The following is a 19,431-nucleotide window of genomic DNA, read 5'->3' as shown; positions in this document are numbered from 1 at the left end:
AGCGCCCTGGTGAAGTCGGCGACGGCCTCGTCGTAGCGGCCGGCCATGCGGTGGGCTTCGCCGCGGGAGTCGAGCGCCCAGGAGTAGTCGGGGTTGATCGCGAGCGCCCTGGTGAAGTCGGCGACGGCCTCGTCGTAGCGGCCGGCCATGCGGTGGGCTTCGCCGCGGGAGTCGAGCGCCCAGGAGTAGTCGGGGTTGCTGTCGAGCGCCCTGGTGTAGTCGGCGACGGCCTCGTCGTAGCGGCCGCTCTCGTGGTGGGTTCGGCCGCGTTGCGTGCGGGCCCAGACGTAGTCGGGGTCGATGTCGAGCGCCCTGGTGAAGTCCGCGAGGGCCGCGTCCCGCCGCCCGCTCTCGCGGTGGGCCTCGCCGCGGGAGGCGAAGGCCCAGTCGCTGTCGGGGTCGGCCTCGATCGCGCGGTCGAGGTCGGCGATGGCCTGCTCGCGTTGGCCGGCCATGCGGTGGGCCTCGCCACGGCGGGAGAGGCACCAGGGGTTACCGGGGTCGATGCCCAGGGCGATCGTCAGGTCGGCGACGGCCCGTTCGTAGTCGCCGAGACAGCGGTGGGCGTCACCGCGCAGGGCCCAGGGGCGGCCGGTCAGGGGATCGGCGGCGATCGCGCGGTCGAGCTCGACGACCGCCTCCGCTTCGCGGTCGTCGAGGCAGAGCTGCCGGCCGCGCAGGGTGTGGGCCAGGGCCCGTACGGACCGCGGCAGGTGACCGTGGCTCAGCAGCCCGGCGAGGCAGTCCAGCGCGGGCTGGTCGCCCGCCACCGCCTCCTGGAGGCGCCCCGCCCAGCGCGCGAGGGCGGGATCGGAGGTGTCCCGGGCCGCCTGCGCCAAGGCGTCCGTGTACTGCCACAGGGCCGCGGGATCCTCCCCGGCCGCATGGACCGCCAGCTCCAGCGCCTCCGGTAACGCGGCGGTGGGCCGCGCGCAGAGCCGGTGGTACGTCTCGTCCATCAGGTGCCCGCGCCACAGGGCGTCGCCCCACCACTTCGTCTCGGGGAGCCCCGCCTCCACGGCGGCCCGCCAGCCGGCGTGCGCATCGGCGAGCCGCAGGTGCGCGTCGGTCCAACGGCGTGGCGAACGGGTGCGCTGCTGGCGCACCATGCTCGCCCGCACCACCGCGTGGTACTGCTTGTAGCCGCCGTGGCCGGTCACGAAGGGCTGCCCGCACCACCACGTCCACAGGTCCAGCGCCCCGGGCGGCACGGCCGCGGCGAAGACGTCCTCGTTGAGCCGCGGGGCCAGCGCGCACGCCAGGACGGCCTCGCGCTGGAGCAGGTCCGTGCACCACTGCACGAACCGGTCGACCGCCGCGTCCACCACGTCGCCGCCCGAGTCCACGTCCTCGGCGGAGCCCGGCTGGGCCAGCGCGAGGAGCTCCACCAGCAGCGGCAGCCCCATGGACAGCTGCCACACCGCCTCCACCACCCCCGGGTCCGTCACCCCCCGCGCGGCCAGCAGCGCCCGCGTCTCGACCTCGGTGAACTCCTCCAGCGGTACGTCGGCCACCTGCGCCCGCAGCGCGGCCCACTCGCGCTCGGCGAGCTCGTCCCGGCCGGCCAGCACCACCATGACGTTGACCGCCACCGGCCCGAAGGCGTCGTCGAGCAGGTCCCGCAGCCACTCGTCCAGGGCGCGGCCGGTCTGCTCCCAGGTGTCGAAGAACAGCACCACCCACGGGTACCGGTCGCAGAGTCGCCCCAGCTCGGCGACGAACACCCGGCTCACCCCGGCCGCGTCACCCCCGCGGGGCCGGCGGCCGCGGCCGCGGACACCGGCCCGGAGCCGGTCCAGGCCCTGGGCGGCCGCGTCCGGATTCGTCATCGCCGTCACCACCGAGGCGCCGGGCAGCAGCGAAGCCGTGCCGAGCGCCGCCTGCGTCACGAGCCGGCTCGACAGCGAGGCCTGCTCCTGCTGCGCGTCCGGCGCGGGCATCGGCTCGGCCGACGCCTCCAGCTCCCGGCGGTACTGCTCGGCGGCCCGGTCGAACTCCTTGAGCGGACCGGCCTGTTCCGCCAACTGCCGGGCCAGCTCGACCAGGGTCCGCTGGACGCCCTGGACGTCCCCCTCGTCCACCACCGCCGTGACCGCGCCCGCGCGCCGGGCCGCCTCCTGCCACTGCCGCAGCAGCGTGGACTTGCCCACCCCGCCGACCCCGCGCACGTGGAAGAGGAACTCCGCCGGGTCCACGTCGGACTCCGGATCTCTGGCCAGGTTGTCCGCGAACAGCGACAGCTGCGCACGCCGGCCCACGAACTGCCCCCGCGCCCGCTGTCGGATCAACTCCCCGCGCGACCGCCCCCGCTGCCCCGCCATCGCCACCCCGTCCCTCGCCGGCGTCCCGCCGGTACGGACACTCTCACGCGCTCCCCCTTCCCGTCCCCCGGAACCCCCCACGGAACACGCCCGGCCCGGCGAGCGCGGCCGGGAAACGAACACGGACGGGAGGGAAGGGTGGCGATCCGGCCCTTATCAGGGCGCTACGAGCGGCTCGGTAGGGTCCGGGAACCTACGCGAAAGCCCTCCCGGGGGAGGGCTTCGAGGCGTGGAGAAAAAGTGCCCCCGGCAGGACTCGAACCTGCGGCCAAGTGCTTAGAAGGCACCTGCTCTATCCACTGAGCTACGGGGGCCGGAAGGTGGCCTTGTGGGGCCTGGAGCCCCGGGGTGGGGGTGGGACTGCGGTCCGTGCCGGGTCAAGGATAGGGCTCCGGCCGCCTTGTCCCGGTTGCTTCCCCCGCGTGCCACGATGTGGAGGTTCGGTGAAGCGGTCCCGATAATCGCAGGCAGGTGCGATTCTCGCATCGCTTTTGCGCCGCGGCGCCCCGGGTGTTGTGCACTCGTTATGCCTGTGCCCCACTCGTCCCGTCTGTCTGTGATGTCTCGGCAGGGCGTGCGCCCGCCGTTGGATGCCGCCCCGGCGGCCGCGCGCCGCCCGCCCGTGCGGGGGCCGCCCGGAGCCCGTCGGAAGTGGCCGGGATGCCCCACCCGAGTCGCGTTCGCCGCGCAGGAGGCGTATAAGCTTCAAAAAAGGTCACAAATTGGGCATTCTTCACATGTGGTGACCTTGGATGTTCGGCCTCAGCTGCTCGATGCCCTCTCCGCCGTGCGCGACCGGGTAGCCTCCGTGCGTCTACCGCTGCCCCTGCCCGGTGCCCCGCGCGCCCGTCAGACCAGGTCAGAGTTGCTCGCACAGCTCGACGACTACCTCGTGCCCCGGCTCAAAGCCCCCGAAGCCCCGCTCCTCGCCGTCGTCGGCGGGTCCACCGGAGCCGGGAAGTCCACCCTCGTCAACTCTCTGGTGGGCCGCCAGGTGAGTGAAGCCGGAGTGCTCCGGCCCACCACCCGCACACCCGTGCTCGTCTGCCATCCGGATGACCACCACTGGTTCGCCGGCATGCGCGTGCTCCCCGACCTGATGCGCGTCTGGCTCCCGCAGGACGAGGAGGAGGCCGTTCCGGTCGGCCTGAAGGGGCTCGGTCGCCGCTCGACCGCCGCGGGCGGCGGGCAGCCGCGCGAGGTGCGCATCGAGACCGTCAGCACCCTGCCGCGCGGCCTGGCCGTCCTCGACGCCCCCGACATCGACTCCCTCGTCGTCGACAACCGGACCCTGGCCGCCCAACTGATCTGCGCCGCCGACGTCTGGGTCATGGTCACCACCGCCTCCCGCTACGCCGACGCCGTCCCCTGGCACCTGCTGCGCACCGCCAAGGAGTACAAGGCGACCCTGGTCACCGTCCTGGACCGGGTGCCGCACCAGGTCCTGGGCGAGGTCTCGCGGCAGTACGCCGCGCTGCTCACCCGGGCCGGGTTGGGCGACGTACCGCGCTTCACCGTGCCGGAGCTGCCCGAGTCGGCCGGGGACGGCGGGCTGCTGCCGGCCAGCGCGGTGGCGCCGCTGCTCGCCTGGCTCAGCCACCACGCGCAGGACCCCGCCGCGCGCCAGCAGGCGGTGGGGCGGACCGCGCTCGGCGTGCTGGACTCGCTCTCGCGCCGGATGCCCGAACTGGCCTCCGCCGTCGCCGCCCAGCACGCGGCCGCCGTACGCCTGACCTCGGCCGTCGAGGACGCCTACAAGCGGGAGGGCAAGCGGGTCCGCACCCGGCTCGACGGCGGCGCGGTGCTCGCCGGGGACGCCCTCACCCGCTGGCGCGGCTACCCCCTCGACACCACGCCCGACGAACTCCTCGACTCCCTCGCCGAGTCGCTCGGCGCGCTCTTGCAGTGCGCCGTGGCCGCCGCGGACGAGCGGATCGCGCAGGCGTGGCGCCGGGAACCGGCCGCGGCCGCGCTCGCGCTGCCGGCCCCCGACCAGGAGGCGGCCGAGCGGATCGGGATGGCCGTACGCCGCTGGCGGCGCGTCCTGGAGGAGCTGGCCGAGGAGGAGGTGGCCCAGCTGGAGAAGCAGCCCGGGCCGGATCCGGACGGCGTGGCCGCGCTGCTCGTCGCGGTGCTGCTCGGCGGCAAGCGGGCCCGCGTGGCGGGCGAGAAGCTGGCCGAGCGGGTCGGCGTACAGGTCGCCCTGCGGCTGCGCGACCGCGGCGCAGAGCTGGTCGGCGCCCACCTCGACCAGGTGCTGCGCGGCGAACGCGACCGCCGCCTCGCGCCCCTCGAAGCATTCGAAGTGACCCCGGAACCCCAGGCGGAACTGATCGCCGCGCTGTCCGTGCTGCAGAAGGAGAGGTGACGCGGTGACCGCCCTGACCGACCGAACCGACGACCGTGATCACGACTACGACGACCGCGACGGCCGCGACGACCGCGGCCTGGCCCACGGGAACGAGCGCGAGCGCGAGCAGGAGCACGAGCACGAGCGTGATCGGGGCGGGGAGGGTCGGCCGCGCTGGGACGACGGGTTCATCGCGCGGTCGCGCCGGTTGGACGTGGGCCCGGGCGACGACGACCCCGACGGCAACGGCGGTGCCGACGAGGCGCTCGTACGGGCCGTCTCCGGCGCGGAGAACGACGGCGGCAAGGCCCCCGCCGCACCGCCGCTCAGCCCCGAGGGCCAGGCGCTGCGCAGCCGGCTCGAAGCGCTGCGCCAGCTGGTCGGGCTGTCCCGCACCCGGCTCGACGGCAAGACGCTGGCCGAGGCGGGTCGGGTGCTCGACGAATACGCCGCCCGGCGCGGGCTGTCCGCGCAACACACGGTCGTCGCGATCGCCGGAGCCACCGGAAGCGGCAAGTCCACGCTCTTCAATTCACTCGCCGGGGTACAGATTTCCGAGACCGGCCTGCGCCGCCCGACCACCGCCTCGCCGATCGCGTGCAGCTGGTCCGACGGGGCGGCCGGGCTCCTGGACCGGCTGGAGATCCCCGGCCGGCTGCGCCGGCGCCCGCGCGAGACCTCCGAGGCGGAGGCGCTGCGCGGGATGGTCCTGGTGGACCTGCCCGACCTCGACTCCGCGGTCGGCGCGCACCGTGACCACGTGGACCGGGTGCTGGCGCTGGTCGACGCGGTGGTGTGGGTGGTCGACCCGGAGAAGTACGCCGACGCCGTGCTGCACGAGCGCTACCTGCGCCCGCTGGCCGGGCACGCCGAGGTGACGTTCGTCGTGCTCAACCAGGTGGACCGGCTGCCCGGCGAGGCGGCCGACCTGGTCCTCGACGATCTGCGCCGGCTGCTCGACGAGGACGGGATCGCGCTCGGCGAGCACGGCGAACCCGGCGCGACGGTCCTCGGGCTCTCCGCGCTCACCGGTGAGGGGCTGGGGGAACTGCGCGAGATGCTCGGACAGTTCACCCAGGAGCGGGGCGCCGCGACCCGGCGGATCGCCGCCGACCTCGACCGGGCGGCGGGTCGACTGCGGCCGCTGTACGTCGCCGACGGGCACGCGGCACCGGAGATCGGCGAGGCCGCGCGGGCCGGGTTCGAGGACCGGCTGGCCGAGGCGGTGGGTGCGTACGCGGCCGGGCTCGCCGCCGAGCGGGCCTGGCGGCGCAATGCCGGGAAGGCGTGCGGGACGCCGTGGTTGCGGCTGTGGCGCTGGTACGAGGGCCGGCGCGCCCCGCGCACGCTCGCCGGGCTGGCCGCCCTGGCCGCGATCGGGGGGCGCGGTTCCGGTACGGCCCCGGCGCCGGTCGAGCAGGAAGTGACCGCCCGCCAGCGGGTGGAGCAGGCCGTACGAACGGTCTCCGACGAGGCGGTCAAGGGGCTGCCCGACCCCTGGGCGCAGGCGGTGCGGGAGACCGCGGTGCGCGGTGGCGAGCTGCTGCCGGAGGCGTTGGACGAGCTGACGGCGACGATCGCGGTGCCCGGCGGGAAGCCGCCGCGGCCCGCCTGGTGGCCCGCCGCGGTGCTGACCCAGGCGGCCATGACGCTGCTCCAGATCTACGGCGGGCTCTGGCTGGTGGGCCAGATCGTCGGGGTGCTGGAGCCGTTGCTGCTGCCGCCGGTGCTGCTGATGGTGGCGGGCATCGTGGGCGGACCCCTGGTCGAGTGGGCCTGCTCGATCGCGGCCCGCGGCCCGGCCCGGCGGTACGGGCAGGACGCGGAGCAGCGGCTGCGGCAGGCGGCGGCCGGGTGCGGGCGGGCGCGGGTCCTGGAGCCGGTCGCGGCGGAGCTGCTGCGCTACCGGGAGGTGCGCGAGCAGTACGCGACGGTGGCGAGGTTGTCCACAACCCGCCAGTAATCCACAGGCCGGGGCGGGCTGCGGTCGGTCGGGGTCAGCATGGGTGGGACGTGCTGATCACCGCGACGGCCGGTGGACGAAGGCGAAGGTGAAGGGGAGGGGCGGGGATGAACGACACCCTGGTGACGTTGGTGGGGAATGTGGCGACGGGGATGGACTACCGGGAGTCGCCGAACGGAGCAGTGGTCAGATTCCGGTTCGCGGTGACCCCGCGGTACTGGGACCGGCAGCGGGAGAGCTGGAAGGACGGTTCGACCAGCTTCTACACGGTGTGGGCGCGGCGGGCGCTCGCCGTCAACCTGGCGGGGTCGGTCGCCTCGGGGGAACCGCTGGTGGTGCACGGGCGTCTGCGGGTGCGGGACGAGGAGGGGGACGGGGACGGCAAACGGTGGGTCTCGGCGGAGATCGACGCGGTCGCCATCGGGCACGACCTCAATCGCGGGACCTCGGCCTTCCGGCGCGTCGTCCGCACGGACGCCGTACTGACGGAAGCTCAGAAGGCGGCGGTGGGTTGAGTGTTCGAGGCCGCTAGGATTCCACGGAACTCACGGGCACCTGGGTCTATGGCCCGGAGGGGAAGACTGTGTCGATCGCCGTTCCCGCATCCTCTGCTGCATCTGCTGAACCTGCTGCATCTGCTGCGTCCACTGAACCTGCCGCTTCCACTGAACCTGCCGCGTTCCCCGAACCGGCCGAATCGGGGGGCGGGCTGCGGGCCGCCGCACGCCGTCCGCTCGCCATGGCGCTGCTGGCCGCCGCGCTCGCCACCGCGCCGGGCACCGCGGCGGCCGCCGGGACGGACGGCGGGGGCGCCCGACCACCGGAGGGCGCGAGCGCCGTGCTGGACGGGTTGAAGACCTACGGGCAGGCGGTCCTGCGCACGCAGGACGGCGGGGTGCAGCAGATCCCGGCCGGGTTGTACGAGATGCGGGTCGACGGCGGCGGGATGCTCCAGACGTACGGGGTCGGCCTGGCCGGCTTCGCGCAGCCGCAGGCGCACTACACCGAGACCGCGTGGAGCCGCAGTCCGCTCGGCGGGCACGGCGACGCGGGCCGGATCCGCTGGGTGTTGGAGCACTCCTACCCCCAGTTGAACGACCTGACCGGACTGGCCAAGGCCGCCGGGGCCGGATCGCTCACCGCCGAGAGCGCGGCGGCCGGGACCCAGGTGGCGATCTGGCGGCTGGCCGACGGCGCGCAGGTGGAGGCGTCCGATCCGGAGGCGGAGAAGCTGGCCGACTACCTCCAGCGGGTCGCGGGGCAGCTGCCGGAGCCGCCGGCCTCGTTGGGCCTGGATCCCGGGGAGGTGTCCGGGCCGGTCGGCAGCAGGATCGGTCCCGTCACCGTCCGGACCGGCGCCCAGAGCGTGACGGTCACCCCGGACGCGGGGGCCGTGGCGATGGGCGTGCGGGTGGTGGACGCCGACGGGCAGCCGGTCACCACCGCGGGGAACGGCAGCAGGCTGTTCTTCGAGGTCCCGGCGGGCACCCCCGACGGGGTGGCCTCGGTGACCGTGCAGGGCGCGATGAGGGTCCCGGTGGGCCGGGTCTTCACCAGCGGGGAGCAGACCCAGGCCCTGATCGTCGCGGGGTCGAGCGAGTCCTCGGCCTCGGCCGTGGCCACCGCGGTGTGGCCGACCCGGGTGGTTCGGGTGCCGGCCGACGGCCAGCACGCGCAGGGCTCGGCCGGGACGTCCGTGGGGCCGCCGACCGGGGCGACCCGGTCCACGACGGGGACCACGGGGCTCACCGACGAGGAGCGGCTGGCGGCCAGCGGCAGCTCCGCGGCCACCCCGGTGATCGCCGGGCTGGCGGTGGGCCTGGTGGTGCTGGGCGGCATGGTCGTCCTGCTGCTGCGCAAGCGGCCGCTGGAGGAGGACGGGATCGGCGCTCCGGCCGGACCGGAGGACGACGGCGCGTAGACCCGTACGGCCGGGATCGGACCGGCCCGTACCGTGCCGCCCGTACCCGTACCCCGCCGCCCGTACTCGTGCCCGTACGCCCGCCCGGCCCGTCGCTCGTGCGGGGGGCCGTTCGGTGGGCGAGGCTGGTTCGAAAGGGGTTCGGCGGGTAAGGGCGTGGAATGGTTGATCAGGAACTGACCTGGCAAGGAGCGGTCGCCCGGGGCGACCGCGCGCTGTTCGACGCGGTGGCCCGCAGGCACTGGCCCGGGGCCGACCGGGTGTTGCCCCGACTCGGCCGGGCCGCCAACCACGGGGTGCTGTGGGCCGGCGCGGCCTCGGCGCTGGCGGTGTTCGGCTCGGCCCGGGCCCGGCGCGGGGCGGTGCGCGGGATGGCCTCGCTCGCGCTCGCCTCCGCCACCATCAACACCGTCGGCAAGTGGTCGGTCCGCCGGACCAGGCCGCTGCTGGAGGGCGTGCCCGCCGCGCGGCGGCCGGCCCGGCAGCCCCGGACCACCTCCTTCCCCTCCGGACACTCGGCCTCCGCCTTCGCCTTCGCCTCCGGGCTGGCGCTGGAGTCGCCCGGCTGGGGCCTCGTCGCACTCCCGGTGGCGGCCTCCGTGGCCTTCTCCCGGGTGTACACCGGGGTGCACTACCCGACCGACGTCATGGCCGGGGCGGCGCTCGGCGTGGCCGCGGGGTGCACCGTGAGGTGGCTGGCCCGGGACATCGAGCGCCAGCGGGTCTCGCCGGGCGACGAGCGTCCGGCGGCCGACGCCCCCGCGCTGGCGGACGGCGAGGGGCTCACGGTGATCGTCAACCAGGGGTCGGGGACCGCCGCCGAGGCCGGGCTCGACCTGGTCCGGGAGCGCCTGCCCAAGGCCGAGCTGATCGAATGCCAAGGGCCCGACCTGCCCGCCGAGCTGGCCGCGGCGGCCGCGCGCAGCGCCGTCCTCGGGGTGTGCGGGGGCGACGGTACGGTGAACGCCGCCGCCACCGCCGCGCTGCGGGCCGGAGTGCCGCTCGCCGTGTTCCCGGGCGGGACCCTGAACCACTTCGCGCTCGACCTCGGGCTCGTCGGGATCGAGGACACCTGCCGCGCGGTGGCCGCGGGCCACGCCGTCAAGGTGGGAGTGGGCCGCTTCACGCCCGGTCCGGCCCGGGCGGAACCGAGCGACGACCCGAGCGCCGCCCCGGTGCCCGCGCCCGGCGCTAGCGGCCGGGAGGAGTTCGGGTACTTCCTCAACAACTTCAGCATCGGCGCCTACCCGGAGCTGCTCGGGCACCGGCTGCGGTGGGGACCCCGGATCGGTGGCGGGCCCGCCGCGCTGCTGGCCTCCTGGAAGGTGCTGCGCGCCGAGCGCCCCGTGCGCATGCGCCTGGCCGGGCGGAGCCGGGCCGTCTGGCTGCTCTTCGCGGGCAACGGGACCTACCAGGGCAGCGGTCCGACCCCGCGGTACCGGATGAGCCTCGGCGAAGGGCTGCTCGACGTACGCCTCGTCTTCGGCGGGGGGCGCCCCGGTCCGCGCCTGCTGGCCGCTGCCCTCGCGGGCCCGCTCACCCGCTCGCCCGTCCACACGGCGACCCGGCTGCGCAGCCTGCGGGTCTCGCAGGTCCCGGAGGGCACCCCGCTCGCCTACGACGGCGAGTACGCGCTGGCCCCCGGAGCCTTCGTCCTGGACGAGCTGCCCGACGCCCTCACCGTCTACCGCCCGCACTGACCCCCGCACCGGGGCCGCGGGCGCGTCACACCCCCGCCGGCCCCGTGCCCACCACGTCCGCGGCCGCGCGCGGCGCACCGACCCGCGGCGCCGGATCCGCGCCGAGGCCGGTCCGCATCGCCGTGCGGACGGCGTCCCAGTGGTCGCGCAGGCCCAGTAGCTCCGCGTGGACGTCCTCGAAGGAGACGTCCGGGTCCTGGGAGCCCAGGCGCAGCACCCGGCTGTAGACCCGGGCCAGGACGTCCATCAGCCGGTCCAGCTCCCCGAGCACCTCCCCGGACGCGATCATCTGGGCCTCGGCGAAGGCGGCGTGGTGCCCGCTCCGGGCCTCCTCCAGCGCCGCCCGCTCCGCCGGGGTGACCTCGTCGTCCCGCACCAGCCACAGGAAGGTCATCAGGGAGATCCGGTAGCGGCGGTAGGCGGCGCCCGCCGCGATGTAGCAGTCCCGCCGCAGGCCCAGCTCCGCGACCTCCCGCTCGCGCAGCCACTGCGCGTGCGCGGCCCGCTGCTGCCGCTCGAACTGGTCCGCCTGCACCCGGGCCAGCATCCGCTGCGACAGGGCGGTGGCCAGCAGCGTCCCGGCCACCCCCACGACCGCCGCGGCCAGTGCGACCAGTCCGTTGTCCACGCCGATTCCCCCGCCCCCGGTGCCCCCGGTCCTCCCCGATGTCAGGGACATCCTGCCGTGCGGCGACTGGGCTCGGGGGCGGTCGCGGGACCCTTCTCGTTTCCCCCAGGGGGTGGACGCCTGGCAAGATGGGGTGTATCTGCCCACCATCGATCTGCCGGACGGTTTCTCTTGGCTGAGTTCATCTACACCATGCGCAAGACGCGCAAGGCGCACGGCGACAAGGTGATTCTTGATGACGTCACCCTGAACTTCCTGCCCGGCGCGAAGATCGGTGTGGTCGGCCCGAACGGCGCCGGTAAGTCCACCGTGCTGAAGATCATGGCGGGGCTGGAGCAGCCGTCCAACGGTGACGCGTTCCTGTCGCCGGGCTTCACCGTCGGCATCCTCATGCAGGAGCCCAAGCTCGACGAGTCGAAGACCGTGCTGGAGAACGTCCAGGACGGCGCGGCCGAGATCATGGCCAAGCTGAAGCGCTTCAACGAGGTCGCCGAGGAAATGGCGACCGACTACACCGACGCGCTCATGGACGAGATGGGCAAGCTCCAGGAGGACCTGGACCACGCCAACGCCTGGGACCTCGACGCCCAGCTGGAGCAGGCCATGGACGCCCTGGGCTGCCCGCCCGGCGACTGGCCCGTCACCAACCTCTCCGGTGGCGAGAAGCGCCGCGTCGCGCTCTGCAAGCTGCTGATCGAGGCCCCGGACCTGCTCCTCCTCGACGAGCCCACCAACCACCTGGACGCCGAGTCGGTGAACTGGCTGGAGCAGCACCTTTCGCAGTACAAGGGCTGCGTCATCGCCGTCACCCACGACCGGTACTTCCTGAACAACGTCGCCGAGTGGATCCTCGAACTCGACCGCGGCCGCGCCATCGCCTACGAGGGCAACTACTCCACGTACCTGGAGAAGAAGGCCACCCGTCTCAAGGTCGAGGGCCGCAAGGACGAGAAGCGCCAGAAGCGCCTCAAGGAAGAGCTGGAGTGGGTCCGCTCCAACGCCAAGGGCCGCCAGACCAAGTCCAAGGCCCGCCTCGCCCGCTACGAGGAGATGGCGGCCGAAGCGGACAAGATGCGCAAGCTGGACTTCGAGGAGATCCAGATCCCGCCGGGCCCGCGTCTGGGCTCGATCGTGGTCGAGGTCAACAACCTCAACAAGGCGTTCGGCGACAAGGTCCTCATCGACGACCTGTCCTTCACGCTGCCGCGCAACGGCATCGTCGGCATCATCGGTCCGAACGGCGCGGGCAAGACCACGCTGTTCAAGATGATCCAGGGCCTGGAGACGCCGGACTCCGGCGCCATCAAGGTCGGCGACACGGTCAAGATCTCGTACGTCGACCAGAGCCGCGCCAACATCGACCCCAAGAAGACCCTCTGGGCCGTCGTGTCGGACGAGCTGGACTACATCAACGTGGGCCAGGTCGAGATGCCGTCCCGCGCGTACGTCAGCGCCTTCGGCTTCAAGGGCCCGGACCAGCAGAAGCCGGCCGGTGTCCTCTCCGGTGGTGAGCGCAACCGCCTCAACCTGGCGCTGACGCTCAAGGAGGGCGGCAACCTGCTGCTCCTCGACGAGCCCACCAACGACCTCGACGTCGAGACCCTCTCCTCGCTCGAGAACGCGCTCCTGGAGTTCCCGGGTGCGGCCGTGGTCATCTCCCACGACCGCTGGTTCCTGGACCGGGTCGCGACGCACATCCTCGCCTACGAGGGCGAGTCCAAGTGGTACTGGTTCGAGGGCAACTTCGAGTCGTACGAGAAGAACAAGATCGAGCGGCTCGGCGCGGACGCGACCCGTCCGCACCGCGCCACGTACAAGAAGCTCACCCGCGGCTGAGACTGAGGCTGAGACAAGCATGGCCAGACACCTCTACCGGTGCCCCTTGCGCTGGTCGGACATGGACTCCTTCGGGCACGTGAACAACGTGGTTTTCCTCCGCTACCTGGAGGAAGCCCGGATCGACTTCATGTTCCGGCTGGCGCCGGGGGAGGGCAGCGAGTCCTTCACGGGCGGTTCCGTCGTGGCCCGCCACGAGATCGACTACAAGCTGCCCCTCGTGCACCGGCACGAGCCGGTCCTCATCGAGTCCTGGGTGACCCGGATAGGCGCCGCGTCCCTGACCATCGGCTACGAGGTCAAGGACGTGGCGGAGGGCGACCGGCCCGAGCAGGTCTACGTACGGGCCTCGACCGTGGTCGTGCCCTACAACCTCGCCGAGGGGCGGCCCCGCCGCATCACGGCCGAGGAGAAGCACTTCCTGCAGAAGTACCTCGACGAGCCCACGGGCCCGGAAGGGGCCGTCGCGGCATGAGCGAACGGCTGTGCCTCGCCGATTCCGGGGAGGCGGCGGACCTCGCCGCCTTCCTGGGCCGGCTCGTGCACTACGACCGGGCCGCCGCGGTCCGCCTCCAGGTGGGCGGCGGCGCGCTCGCCGTCTTCGGCCGCCCGCCGTCCTTCGAGGTGCTGGCGATCCGCACGGCCCGGCTCGCGGAGCCGCTGGCCGCGGCGCTGGACCGGACCGTCTCCGCCGGGGAGTTCCTGGAGGCGATCGACGAGGCCTCGGGCAGCGCGACCGTGCCCGCGGCCGTCACCGGGCCGCCCTGGACGGGAGTACTGCCGCCCCGCGGCGGTTGGCAGCAGGTGCCGGGGCTGCCCGGCGCCGAGGCGATGCGCGCGGCCGTGGCCGGGGCCGTCGCCGAGTTCCGCGCCCGCGACGAGGCCCTGCCCGCCGCGCACCGGACCCGCGCCGAGCGCGACCGGATCGGCCGGGAGATCTGGTCCCGCACCCTGGGCGAAACCGCGCTGCCGTTGCGTGCCGTGCACGCCGCGCAGTCCCTGGGCTTCCTGCGGCCGGTACGGTCCACCGTGCCCGCGCAGCCCGCCGTGCCCGACGCCCCGGAGCCGGTGGCGCTGCTGGCCTGCGGGAGCTGGCTGCGGCTGCGCACCCCGTACGGCTCCGTCGTCACCCGTCGCCCGGGCGAGGGCGGCGGCCTGGGCGCGCTCCAGGTCCGCCCCGTCTAGGGAACCTCCTGCGGAGCCTCCTGCGGACCCCGCCGGTTCCCGGCCCGCCCTCCGGGGGCGCCTCAAACGCCGGCGGGGCTGACGGGACCGGCTCCGGAGCGCCCTTCGGGGGCGCCTCAAACGCCGGCGAGGCTGACGGGACCGGCTCCGGGGCGCCTCGAACGCCGCGGCGGGGCTGAGGGGACCGGGCTTTCAGCCCTCGGTGTTGATCATCGAGGCGGCGGCGTACGTCACGTAGCGCCACAGCTGGGCCTCGTGCTCCGGCGCCAGGCCCAGCTCGTCGATCGCGTCCCGCATGTGGCGCAGCCACGCGTCGTGCGCCGCCCGGTCCACCTGGAACGGAGCGTGCCGCATCCGCAGGCGCGGGTGGCCGCGGTCGTCGCTGTAGGTGGTCGGACCGCCCCAGTACTGCATCAGGAACAGCGCGAAGCGCTCCTCGGCGGGGCCCAGGTCGGCCTCCGGGTACATCGGACGCAGCAGCGGGTCCTCGGCGACCCCCTGGTAGAAGCGCCGGACCAGGCGGCGGAAGGTCTGCTCGCCGCCGACCTGCTCGTAGAAGGTCTGCTCCTGAAGGGTGCTCCGCGGAATCTCGTTCACCCGACCATCGTCTCAGACGCCCGGACGGAGGACCCCGGTCCTAGGACCACCGGATGCCCACCGGGCGCCCGGCCGACGGGCGGCGCCGCGGCGTCGGCAGCACAGTGGAACCATGGGCGGCACGGAGACCAGAGCGACCCGGGACCTGCGGGAGACGGCCCACTCGGCCCAGGTGCGGGAGCTGACCGCGGCCGGGGTGCTGACCGACCCCGCCTGGCTGGCGGCCTTCGCCGCGGTGCCCCGGCACGTCTTCGTCCCCTTCTTCTGGACCGGCCGCGGCGCGGGCCACGAGCGGCTCTGGGCCGAGGACCCCGATCCCGAGTGCCGGGCCCGCTGGCTGCGCGGGGTCTACACGGACGCCCCGCTCGCGACCCGGCTGCGCGACGGCGAGCTGGTGTCCTCCAGCAGCCAGCCCTCCCTCATGGCGCGGATGCTGGACGCGCTGGAGGTCCGGGACGGGAACAACGTGCTGGAGATCGGCGCCGGCACCGGTTACAACGCCGCGCTGCTGTGCCACCGGCTCGGCGAGGACCTGGTCACCACGGTCGACCTGGACGAGGAGATCACCGAATCCGCCCGGGCCCACCTCGCGCAGCTCGGCTACCACCCGGCCGTGGTCACCGGGGACGGGGCGCGCGGATGCCCGGCCCGGGGCCCCTTCGACCGGATCATCGTCACCTGCACTCTGCCGCTGGTCCCGGCCGCCTGGCTGCCCCAGTGCCGTCCGGGCGCGCGCGTGCTGGCGCCGCTGTCGACGGGGCTGATCGCCCTGCGGGTGCGGGACGCGGGCTTCGCGGAGGGCCGGTTCCTGCACACCTCGGCGTACTTCGTCCCGCTGCGCGGAGCGGGGGCCTCGCCCCCGTGGGTGGCGGCCGGGCTCCCGTACGAGCTGTTGGAGAACGAGCGCTTCCAGTTCATGCTGATCCTCACGGCGGGCGTGCTGCACCCCCGCGAGGCCCTGGACCTGTGGCGCCGCGAGGACCGCCCGTCGCGCGAGCGCTTCGGCGTGACGGTCACCGACGAGGGCCAGTGGTCCTGGCTGGACGACCCCCAGGGACCGTACGTCTGGCCCCTGGGAGACGAACCGGAAGGGACACCCTTTAGCCCCGGCGGACGGTGACCGTGGTCCAGGCGCCGACGTGGACGCGGTCGCCGTCGCGCAGCGGCACCGGTACGTACGGCTGGATCGGGTCCTCGCCGCCGTTGATGTAGGTGCCGTTGGTGGAGTTCTGGTCCACCACGGCCCAGCTGCCGTCGGGCTGCTGGACCAGGACCGCGTGGGCGTGCGAGACGCCCGGGTCCTCCGGGGGCACCGACAGGTCGACGTCCGGGGACTCGCCCGTGGAGGCGCGGCGGCGGCCGATGGTGATCTGGCCGCCGGACAGCGGGAGGTGCTGCTCCGGTGAGTACGCGGGCAGGTTGAGCCCCGCGGCCTCGGGGCCGCTGCGCTGCATCATGGCCATGAAGTACGACCGGTCGGGGCCGATCGTCGCGGTCCAGGCGCCGCCCTGGGGCGGGATCGGGACCTGCTCGGGCTGCTCGTACGTCGGGCGGTACTCGGCCTGCGGCGGCTGCTCCTGCACCGGCGGCGGCAGCACCCAGTCATCCTCGCGCTGCAAGGACTCGGCGGGCCGGTTGACCTGCGAGGGTCGCGAATCGCGGTACTCGTAGGGGTCCTGGGTGTACGAGGCCTCCGCGGTCGGCAGCGGCTGCGCGCCCGTGGTCACGGCCGGCCCGCGGACCGGGGCGGGCCCGGGGGTGGTCGCCGGGTTCGGGGCGATCGGCGTGTACGAGGTCGCCGTCCGGGTCAGGAAGTTGAAGCGGCACTCCTCGCAGTACGGGGCCATCGCCTCGCGCGGGGTCCGGCATTGCGGGCACAGCTCCGCCTGCGCGGTGGGCTCGCCCCCGGCCATCGGGAAGCTGCCGTAGTCGTAGGAGGGCGGCGCGGGAGGCTCGTGGCCACCCGCGGGGGCCATGCGGTGACCGCATACTTCGCACCAGTCGTCGGAGACCGATTGGTGCCCGTTCGGGCAGGTCGGCATGTCGGCCGTTCCCCCTTCTCCCTGCGTCGGGACGTCAGTTTCGCTTCACTCGAACGGTCTGGGTCGACCGTGTTTCGAGGGTCATCTCGTCGGCGTCGGCGACCTTCGCCTTCAGCCGCACAGTACCCGCAGCGACATCCACGACATCCACCACCTTTGCCAGCAGTTTCGCAGTGTCCTCGTTCCCGGACACACCGGCCAGCTGCACGGCACGGCCGAGTTTGGCGGTGGCGCCGCCTATATCGCCCAGTTTGCGTGCTTCCAGGCCCTGCTGGATGGCCTCGGCCAGCTCGGCCTGGCCGGTGTAGTGGGCCACCTGCGCGTTGATGGCGGTGGAGGCGGCCAGGTCGTCCGTCCACACCGCGCGGACCAGCCCCTGGGACTCGGAGAGCGTCGTGGCCGCCTCGCCCTCCCGGCCCGGCAGGACCAGGGAGACCCGGGAGGCGAGCATCTCCTGGCCGACGGAGGCGCCGGGCACCCGGACGCAGACGTGGTACTCGCGGGACTCGTCGCCCCAGGAACCCGTCGGGTAGTCACCGGCGCGCGGGCCGGCCGCGGTGCGGCGGTCGGTCAGGTCCTGCACGGCGGGCGCGACCTGCTTGACGTACTGGATCTCCGCGCCGACCGGGCTCCACAGCCGCAGCGCGACGTCGGCGACCTCCTTGCCCATGACGTTCTCCATCATGAGCGTGAAGTCCTCGGCCAGGTGGGCCGGATCGGCCACGATGTCGGCGGTGCCGAGCAGCGCGCTCGCGATGCCCGTCACCTCCTTGACCTCCCAGTCGGTGCCCACCCCGCGGGCGTCACAGGTGAACCGCCCGGCGCAGGCGTCGAGGGTGGTGCGCAGCAGCTCCGGGCTCTCGTGCTCGTTGCGGCCGTCGGTCAGCAGGATGCCGTGCCGGATGGTGGCGGGGGACTGGCGGAGCAGGCCGTCGGCGAGGCGCAGCCAGGTCCCGATCGCGGTGCCGCCGCCGGGGGTGAGGGCGTCGAGGGCGCCCTTGGCCTGGGCGCGCGTCACCGGGTCCGCGACCGCGAGGCGGCCCTGGCCGGGGTAGACCTCCCGGGCCACGTGCGTACCGGAGATCACGGCGAACGAGGTCCCGTCGTGCAGGGTGTCGATCGCGGCCGCCGTGGCCTCCCGGGCGCCGGTCATCTTGGCGGGCGGGTACGCCATGGAACCCGAACAGTCGACCATGATCACGACAGCCGCGCCGCTGCCCGGGGTCGCGACGCGGGTGGCGGCCGCGCCGCCGGTGGACGTGACCGTCACGATGGCGTGCACGTCCTGCCCGCCCACCGGGAGGAACTCGTTCTGGTACACCTCCAGGGTGAAGCGCGGTGCGCTCGGCTTGGCGAAGTTCGCCATCAGGACGGTCTCCTCGGGTGTGCGGCGGGCTGGTTGGCGGGGGGTCAGGCGGCGGGTGCGGCGGTCGCCTCGGGCACCGCGAACGGCACGACGGCCACGGTCACGTTGTCGTGGCCACCGCCGTCCAGGGCGTGGCCGACCAGCACCTGGGCGCTGTGCAGCGGTCGGGCGGCGGCATCGGCGGGCAGCACCCGGGCCATGTCCTGCGCGGATTCGGCGTAGTTCCACAGTCCGTCGGTGCAGACGACCACGACGCCGGGCCGGTCGGGCTTGAAGGCGACGGTGTGCGGCTCCAGTTCGTACGCGTCGGCGCCGAGCCAGCCGGTGATGGCGTGGGCGCGGACGTCGGCGTAGGCCTCGGCCTCGTTCATCAGGCCCGCCGCGACCATCTGGGCCGCCCAGGAGTCGTCCTCGGTGAGGCGGGCGGGCGGGGCGGAGCGGTCGTCGGGCACCCAGTACGCGCGGCTGTCGCCGACCCAGCCGATGATCAGCAGCCCGCCCGCCGTGACCGCGCCGACGAGGGTGCAGGCGGGGGCGTTCTGCGCGCCGGGGACCTCCGGGGCCAGGGCGTTGACGGCGGTGGAGGCGGCCAGGATCGCCTCGTGCATGGCCTGCTGGGGCAGGGCGCCGCGCGGCAGCGCGTCCAGCAGGGCCTCGTTGGCGGCGACGGCCGCGGCGGCGGAGGCCTCGTCGGGGCGGCTGGCCGAGGACACGCCGTCGCAGACGATGGCGACGGTCGCGGCGCTGCCGTCGGGCAGCGCGGTGGCCGCGACCGCGAAGGAGTCCTCGTTGCGGTGGTGGCGCAGGCCGCGGTCGCTGACGGCGGCGACGCTGCCGAGCTCCTCTTCGAGGTGGTCCCGCTCGCGGGGCTGGGCGTGGCCGCAGTGCTCGCAGTAGCCGTCGGTGTCGACGCGGCCCGCGCGGCAGGCGACGCAGGTCTTGCCGGTCGGCTCGCCGCCGGGGCCGGTCCCCGCCGCGGGCGAAGCCGCGGCCGAGGCGGCGTCCGCACCGCTCCCGGGGTGGTCGGTGGTCGCCCCGTCGGGCGCGGCGACGCCCCACCCGGCGGGCTCGTCGACGAGGGTCGGCACGGGCGCGGCGGCCCCGGCCGTGGCCGACCATCCCGCGCCGTAGCCGGCGCTCCCCGCGGCCGCCTCGGCGCGAGAAGCGGAAGCAGAAGCAGAACCGGAAGCAGAACCGGAGGCCGAACCGGAAGCCGGACCGGACACGGAGCCGGCAGCGGCCGGCTGCCCGGGCGGGTACAGCGCGGGCGCGGGCGCCGGGCCCGCGACGTGCGACGCGTCGGACCAGCCCGCGGGGCCCGAGGGCTCCGGCGTGCCGGCCGACGGCGGGAAGTCGGGCCGGGCCGCCGCCCGGCCGGGAGGTGTCAGGGCGACCGTCGGGTGGTCGTCCGGAGGCGGGGGATCCGCGGACAGGGCGTATCCGCAGACCCCGCAGAAGAGGTCACCCTCTTCCAGCGGTTCCGCACAGCTGGGGCAGCCCGACGGCCGATGCATCGACATCA

General features: G+C 74.4%; 15 protein-coding genes and 1 tRNA gene. 9 read left to right on the top strand and 7 right to left on the bottom strand.

Annotated features, from left to right (window positions below; all coding sequences use genetic code 11):
• Together ACZ4UB_RS34090 and ACZ4UB_RS34085 are read right to left on the bottom strand one after the other, a co-directional pair.
• Positions 1-2,321, bottom strand: a 2,321-nt coding sequence (locus tag ACZ4UB_RS34090) for a tetratricopeptide repeat protein (RefSeq protein ID WP_468076306.1), incomplete at its 3' end; no start/stop codon positions are given.
• A gap of 241 nt (positions 2,322-2,562) precedes the next feature.
• A tRNA-Arg gene (locus ACZ4UB_RS34085) sits at positions 2,563-2,635 on the bottom strand.
• Between the two features lie 434 nt (positions 2,636-3,069).
• Between ACZ4UB_RS34085 and ACZ4UB_RS34080 the strand changes: the two genes are divergently transcribed.
• The 5 genes from ACZ4UB_RS34080 (at position 3,070) to ACZ4UB_RS34060 (ending at position 10,255) form a co-directional block, all read left to right on the top strand.
• Positions 3,070-4,689 carry a dynamin family protein gene (locus ACZ4UB_RS34080; RefSeq protein ID WP_468076304.1) on the top strand — a complete coding sequence of 540 codons (1,620 nt, stop codon included), beginning with the start codon at positions 3,070-3,072 and terminating at the stop codon, positions 4,687-4,689.
• 4 nt (positions 4,690-4,693) lie between these two features.
• Entirely contained in the window at positions 4,694-6,634 is a 1,941-nt protein-coding gene (locus tag ACZ4UB_RS34075; protein ID WP_468076302.1) for a GTPase, read from the top strand.
• Between the two features lie 107 nt (positions 6,635-6,741).
• Positions 6,742-7,149, top strand: coding sequence for a single-stranded DNA-binding protein (locus tag ACZ4UB_RS34070; protein ID WP_467967912.1), 408 nt, complete (start codon positions 6,742-6,744; stop codon positions 7,147-7,149).
• A 224-nt stretch (positions 7,150-7,373) separates the two neighbouring features.
• Positions 7,374-8,555 (top strand): TQXA domain-containing protein, encoded by a 1,182-nt coding sequence (locus ACZ4UB_RS34065; RefSeq protein WP_468076300.1) that lies wholly within the window; start codon positions 7,374-7,376, stop codon positions 8,553-8,555.
• 161 nt (positions 8,556-8,716) lie between these two features.
• A complete protein-coding gene (locus ACZ4UB_RS34060) occupies positions 8,717-10,255 on the top strand; it encodes a phosphatase PAP2 family protein (protein ID WP_468076298.1) in 1,539 nt (512 codons plus the stop codon).
• A 25-nt stretch (positions 10,256-10,280) separates the two neighbouring features.
• Here ACZ4UB_RS34060 and ACZ4UB_RS34055 read toward each other — a convergent pair whose 3' ends face one another.
• The gene (locus ACZ4UB_RS34055) at positions 10,281-10,883 is read right to left on the bottom strand and encodes a hypothetical protein (RefSeq protein WP_468076296.1); all 603 of its coding nucleotides are present in this window, start codon (positions 10,881-10,883) and stop codon (positions 10,281-10,283) included.
• 171 nt (positions 10,884-11,054) lie between these two features.
• On the opposite strand from ACZ4UB_RS34055, the gene ettA reads away from it, so the two are divergent.
• The 3 genes from ettA to ACZ4UB_RS34040 are packed head-to-tail and all read left to right on the top strand — an operon-like array spanning position 11,055 to position 13,904.
• Complete coding sequence (ettA, locus tag ACZ4UB_RS34050; RefSeq protein WP_467967922.1) at positions 11,055-12,719, top strand: energy-dependent translational throttle protein EttA; 1,665 nt, start codon at positions 11,055-11,057, stop codon at positions 12,717-12,719.
• A 19-nt stretch (positions 12,720-12,738) separates the two neighbouring features.
• Positions 12,739-13,194 carry an acyl-CoA thioesterase gene (locus ACZ4UB_RS34045; RefSeq protein ID WP_354380305.1) on the top strand — a complete coding sequence of 152 codons (456 nt, stop codon included), beginning with the start codon at positions 12,739-12,741 and terminating at the stop codon, positions 13,192-13,194.
• Positions 13,191-13,904: a DUF8010 domain-containing protein gene (locus tag ACZ4UB_RS34040; RefSeq protein WP_468076293.1), complete on the top strand. Its 714-nt coding sequence runs from the start codon at positions 13,191-13,193 to the stop codon at positions 13,902-13,904. The genes ACZ4UB_RS34045 and ACZ4UB_RS34040 overlap by 4 nt, the downstream gene beginning before the upstream one ends.
• 192 nt (positions 13,905-14,096) lie before the next feature.
• On the opposite strand, the gene ACZ4UB_RS34035 is transcribed toward ACZ4UB_RS34040, so the two are convergent.
• Complete coding sequence (locus tag ACZ4UB_RS34035) at positions 14,097-14,501, bottom strand: globin (protein WP_354380303.1); 405 nt, start codon at positions 14,499-14,501, stop codon at positions 14,097-14,099.
• Between the two features lie 112 nt (positions 14,502-14,613).
• Here ACZ4UB_RS34035 and ACZ4UB_RS34030 point away from each other — a divergent pair, with 112 nt between their 5' ends.
• A complete protein-coding gene (locus tag ACZ4UB_RS34030; protein ID WP_468076291.1) occupies positions 14,614-15,621 on the top strand; it encodes a methyltransferase domain-containing protein in 1,008 nt (335 codons plus the stop codon).
• Here ACZ4UB_RS34030 and ACZ4UB_RS34025 read toward each other — a convergent pair.
• From ACZ4UB_RS34025 to ACZ4UB_RS34015, 3 genes are all read right to left on the bottom strand, one after another.
• The gene (locus ACZ4UB_RS34025; RefSeq protein ID WP_468076289.1) at positions 15,602-16,477 is read right to left on the bottom strand and encodes an FHA domain-containing protein; all 876 of its coding nucleotides are present in this window, start codon (positions 16,475-16,477) and stop codon (positions 15,602-15,604) included. The genes ACZ4UB_RS34030 and ACZ4UB_RS34025 overlap by 20 nt on opposite strands.
• Positions 16,478-16,577: 100 nt before the next feature.
• Positions 16,578-17,909: a hypothetical protein gene (locus tag ACZ4UB_RS34020; protein ID WP_468076287.1), complete on the bottom strand. Its 1,332-nt coding sequence runs from the start codon at positions 17,907-17,909 to the stop codon at positions 16,578-16,580.
• 44 nt (positions 17,910-17,953) lie between these two features.
• Entirely contained in the window at positions 17,954-19,429 is a 1,476-nt protein-coding gene (locus ACZ4UB_RS34015; protein ID WP_468076285.1) for a PP2C family protein-serine/threonine phosphatase, read from the bottom strand.
• Between the last annotated feature and the right edge of the window lie 2 nt (positions 19,430-19,431).

The sequence above is a fragment of the Streptomyces sp. NPDC028419 genome, assembly GCF_055565515.1.
The sequence above is the reverse complement of the archived record's forward strand: the minus strand, read 5'-3'. Positions and strand labels throughout refer to the sequence as shown.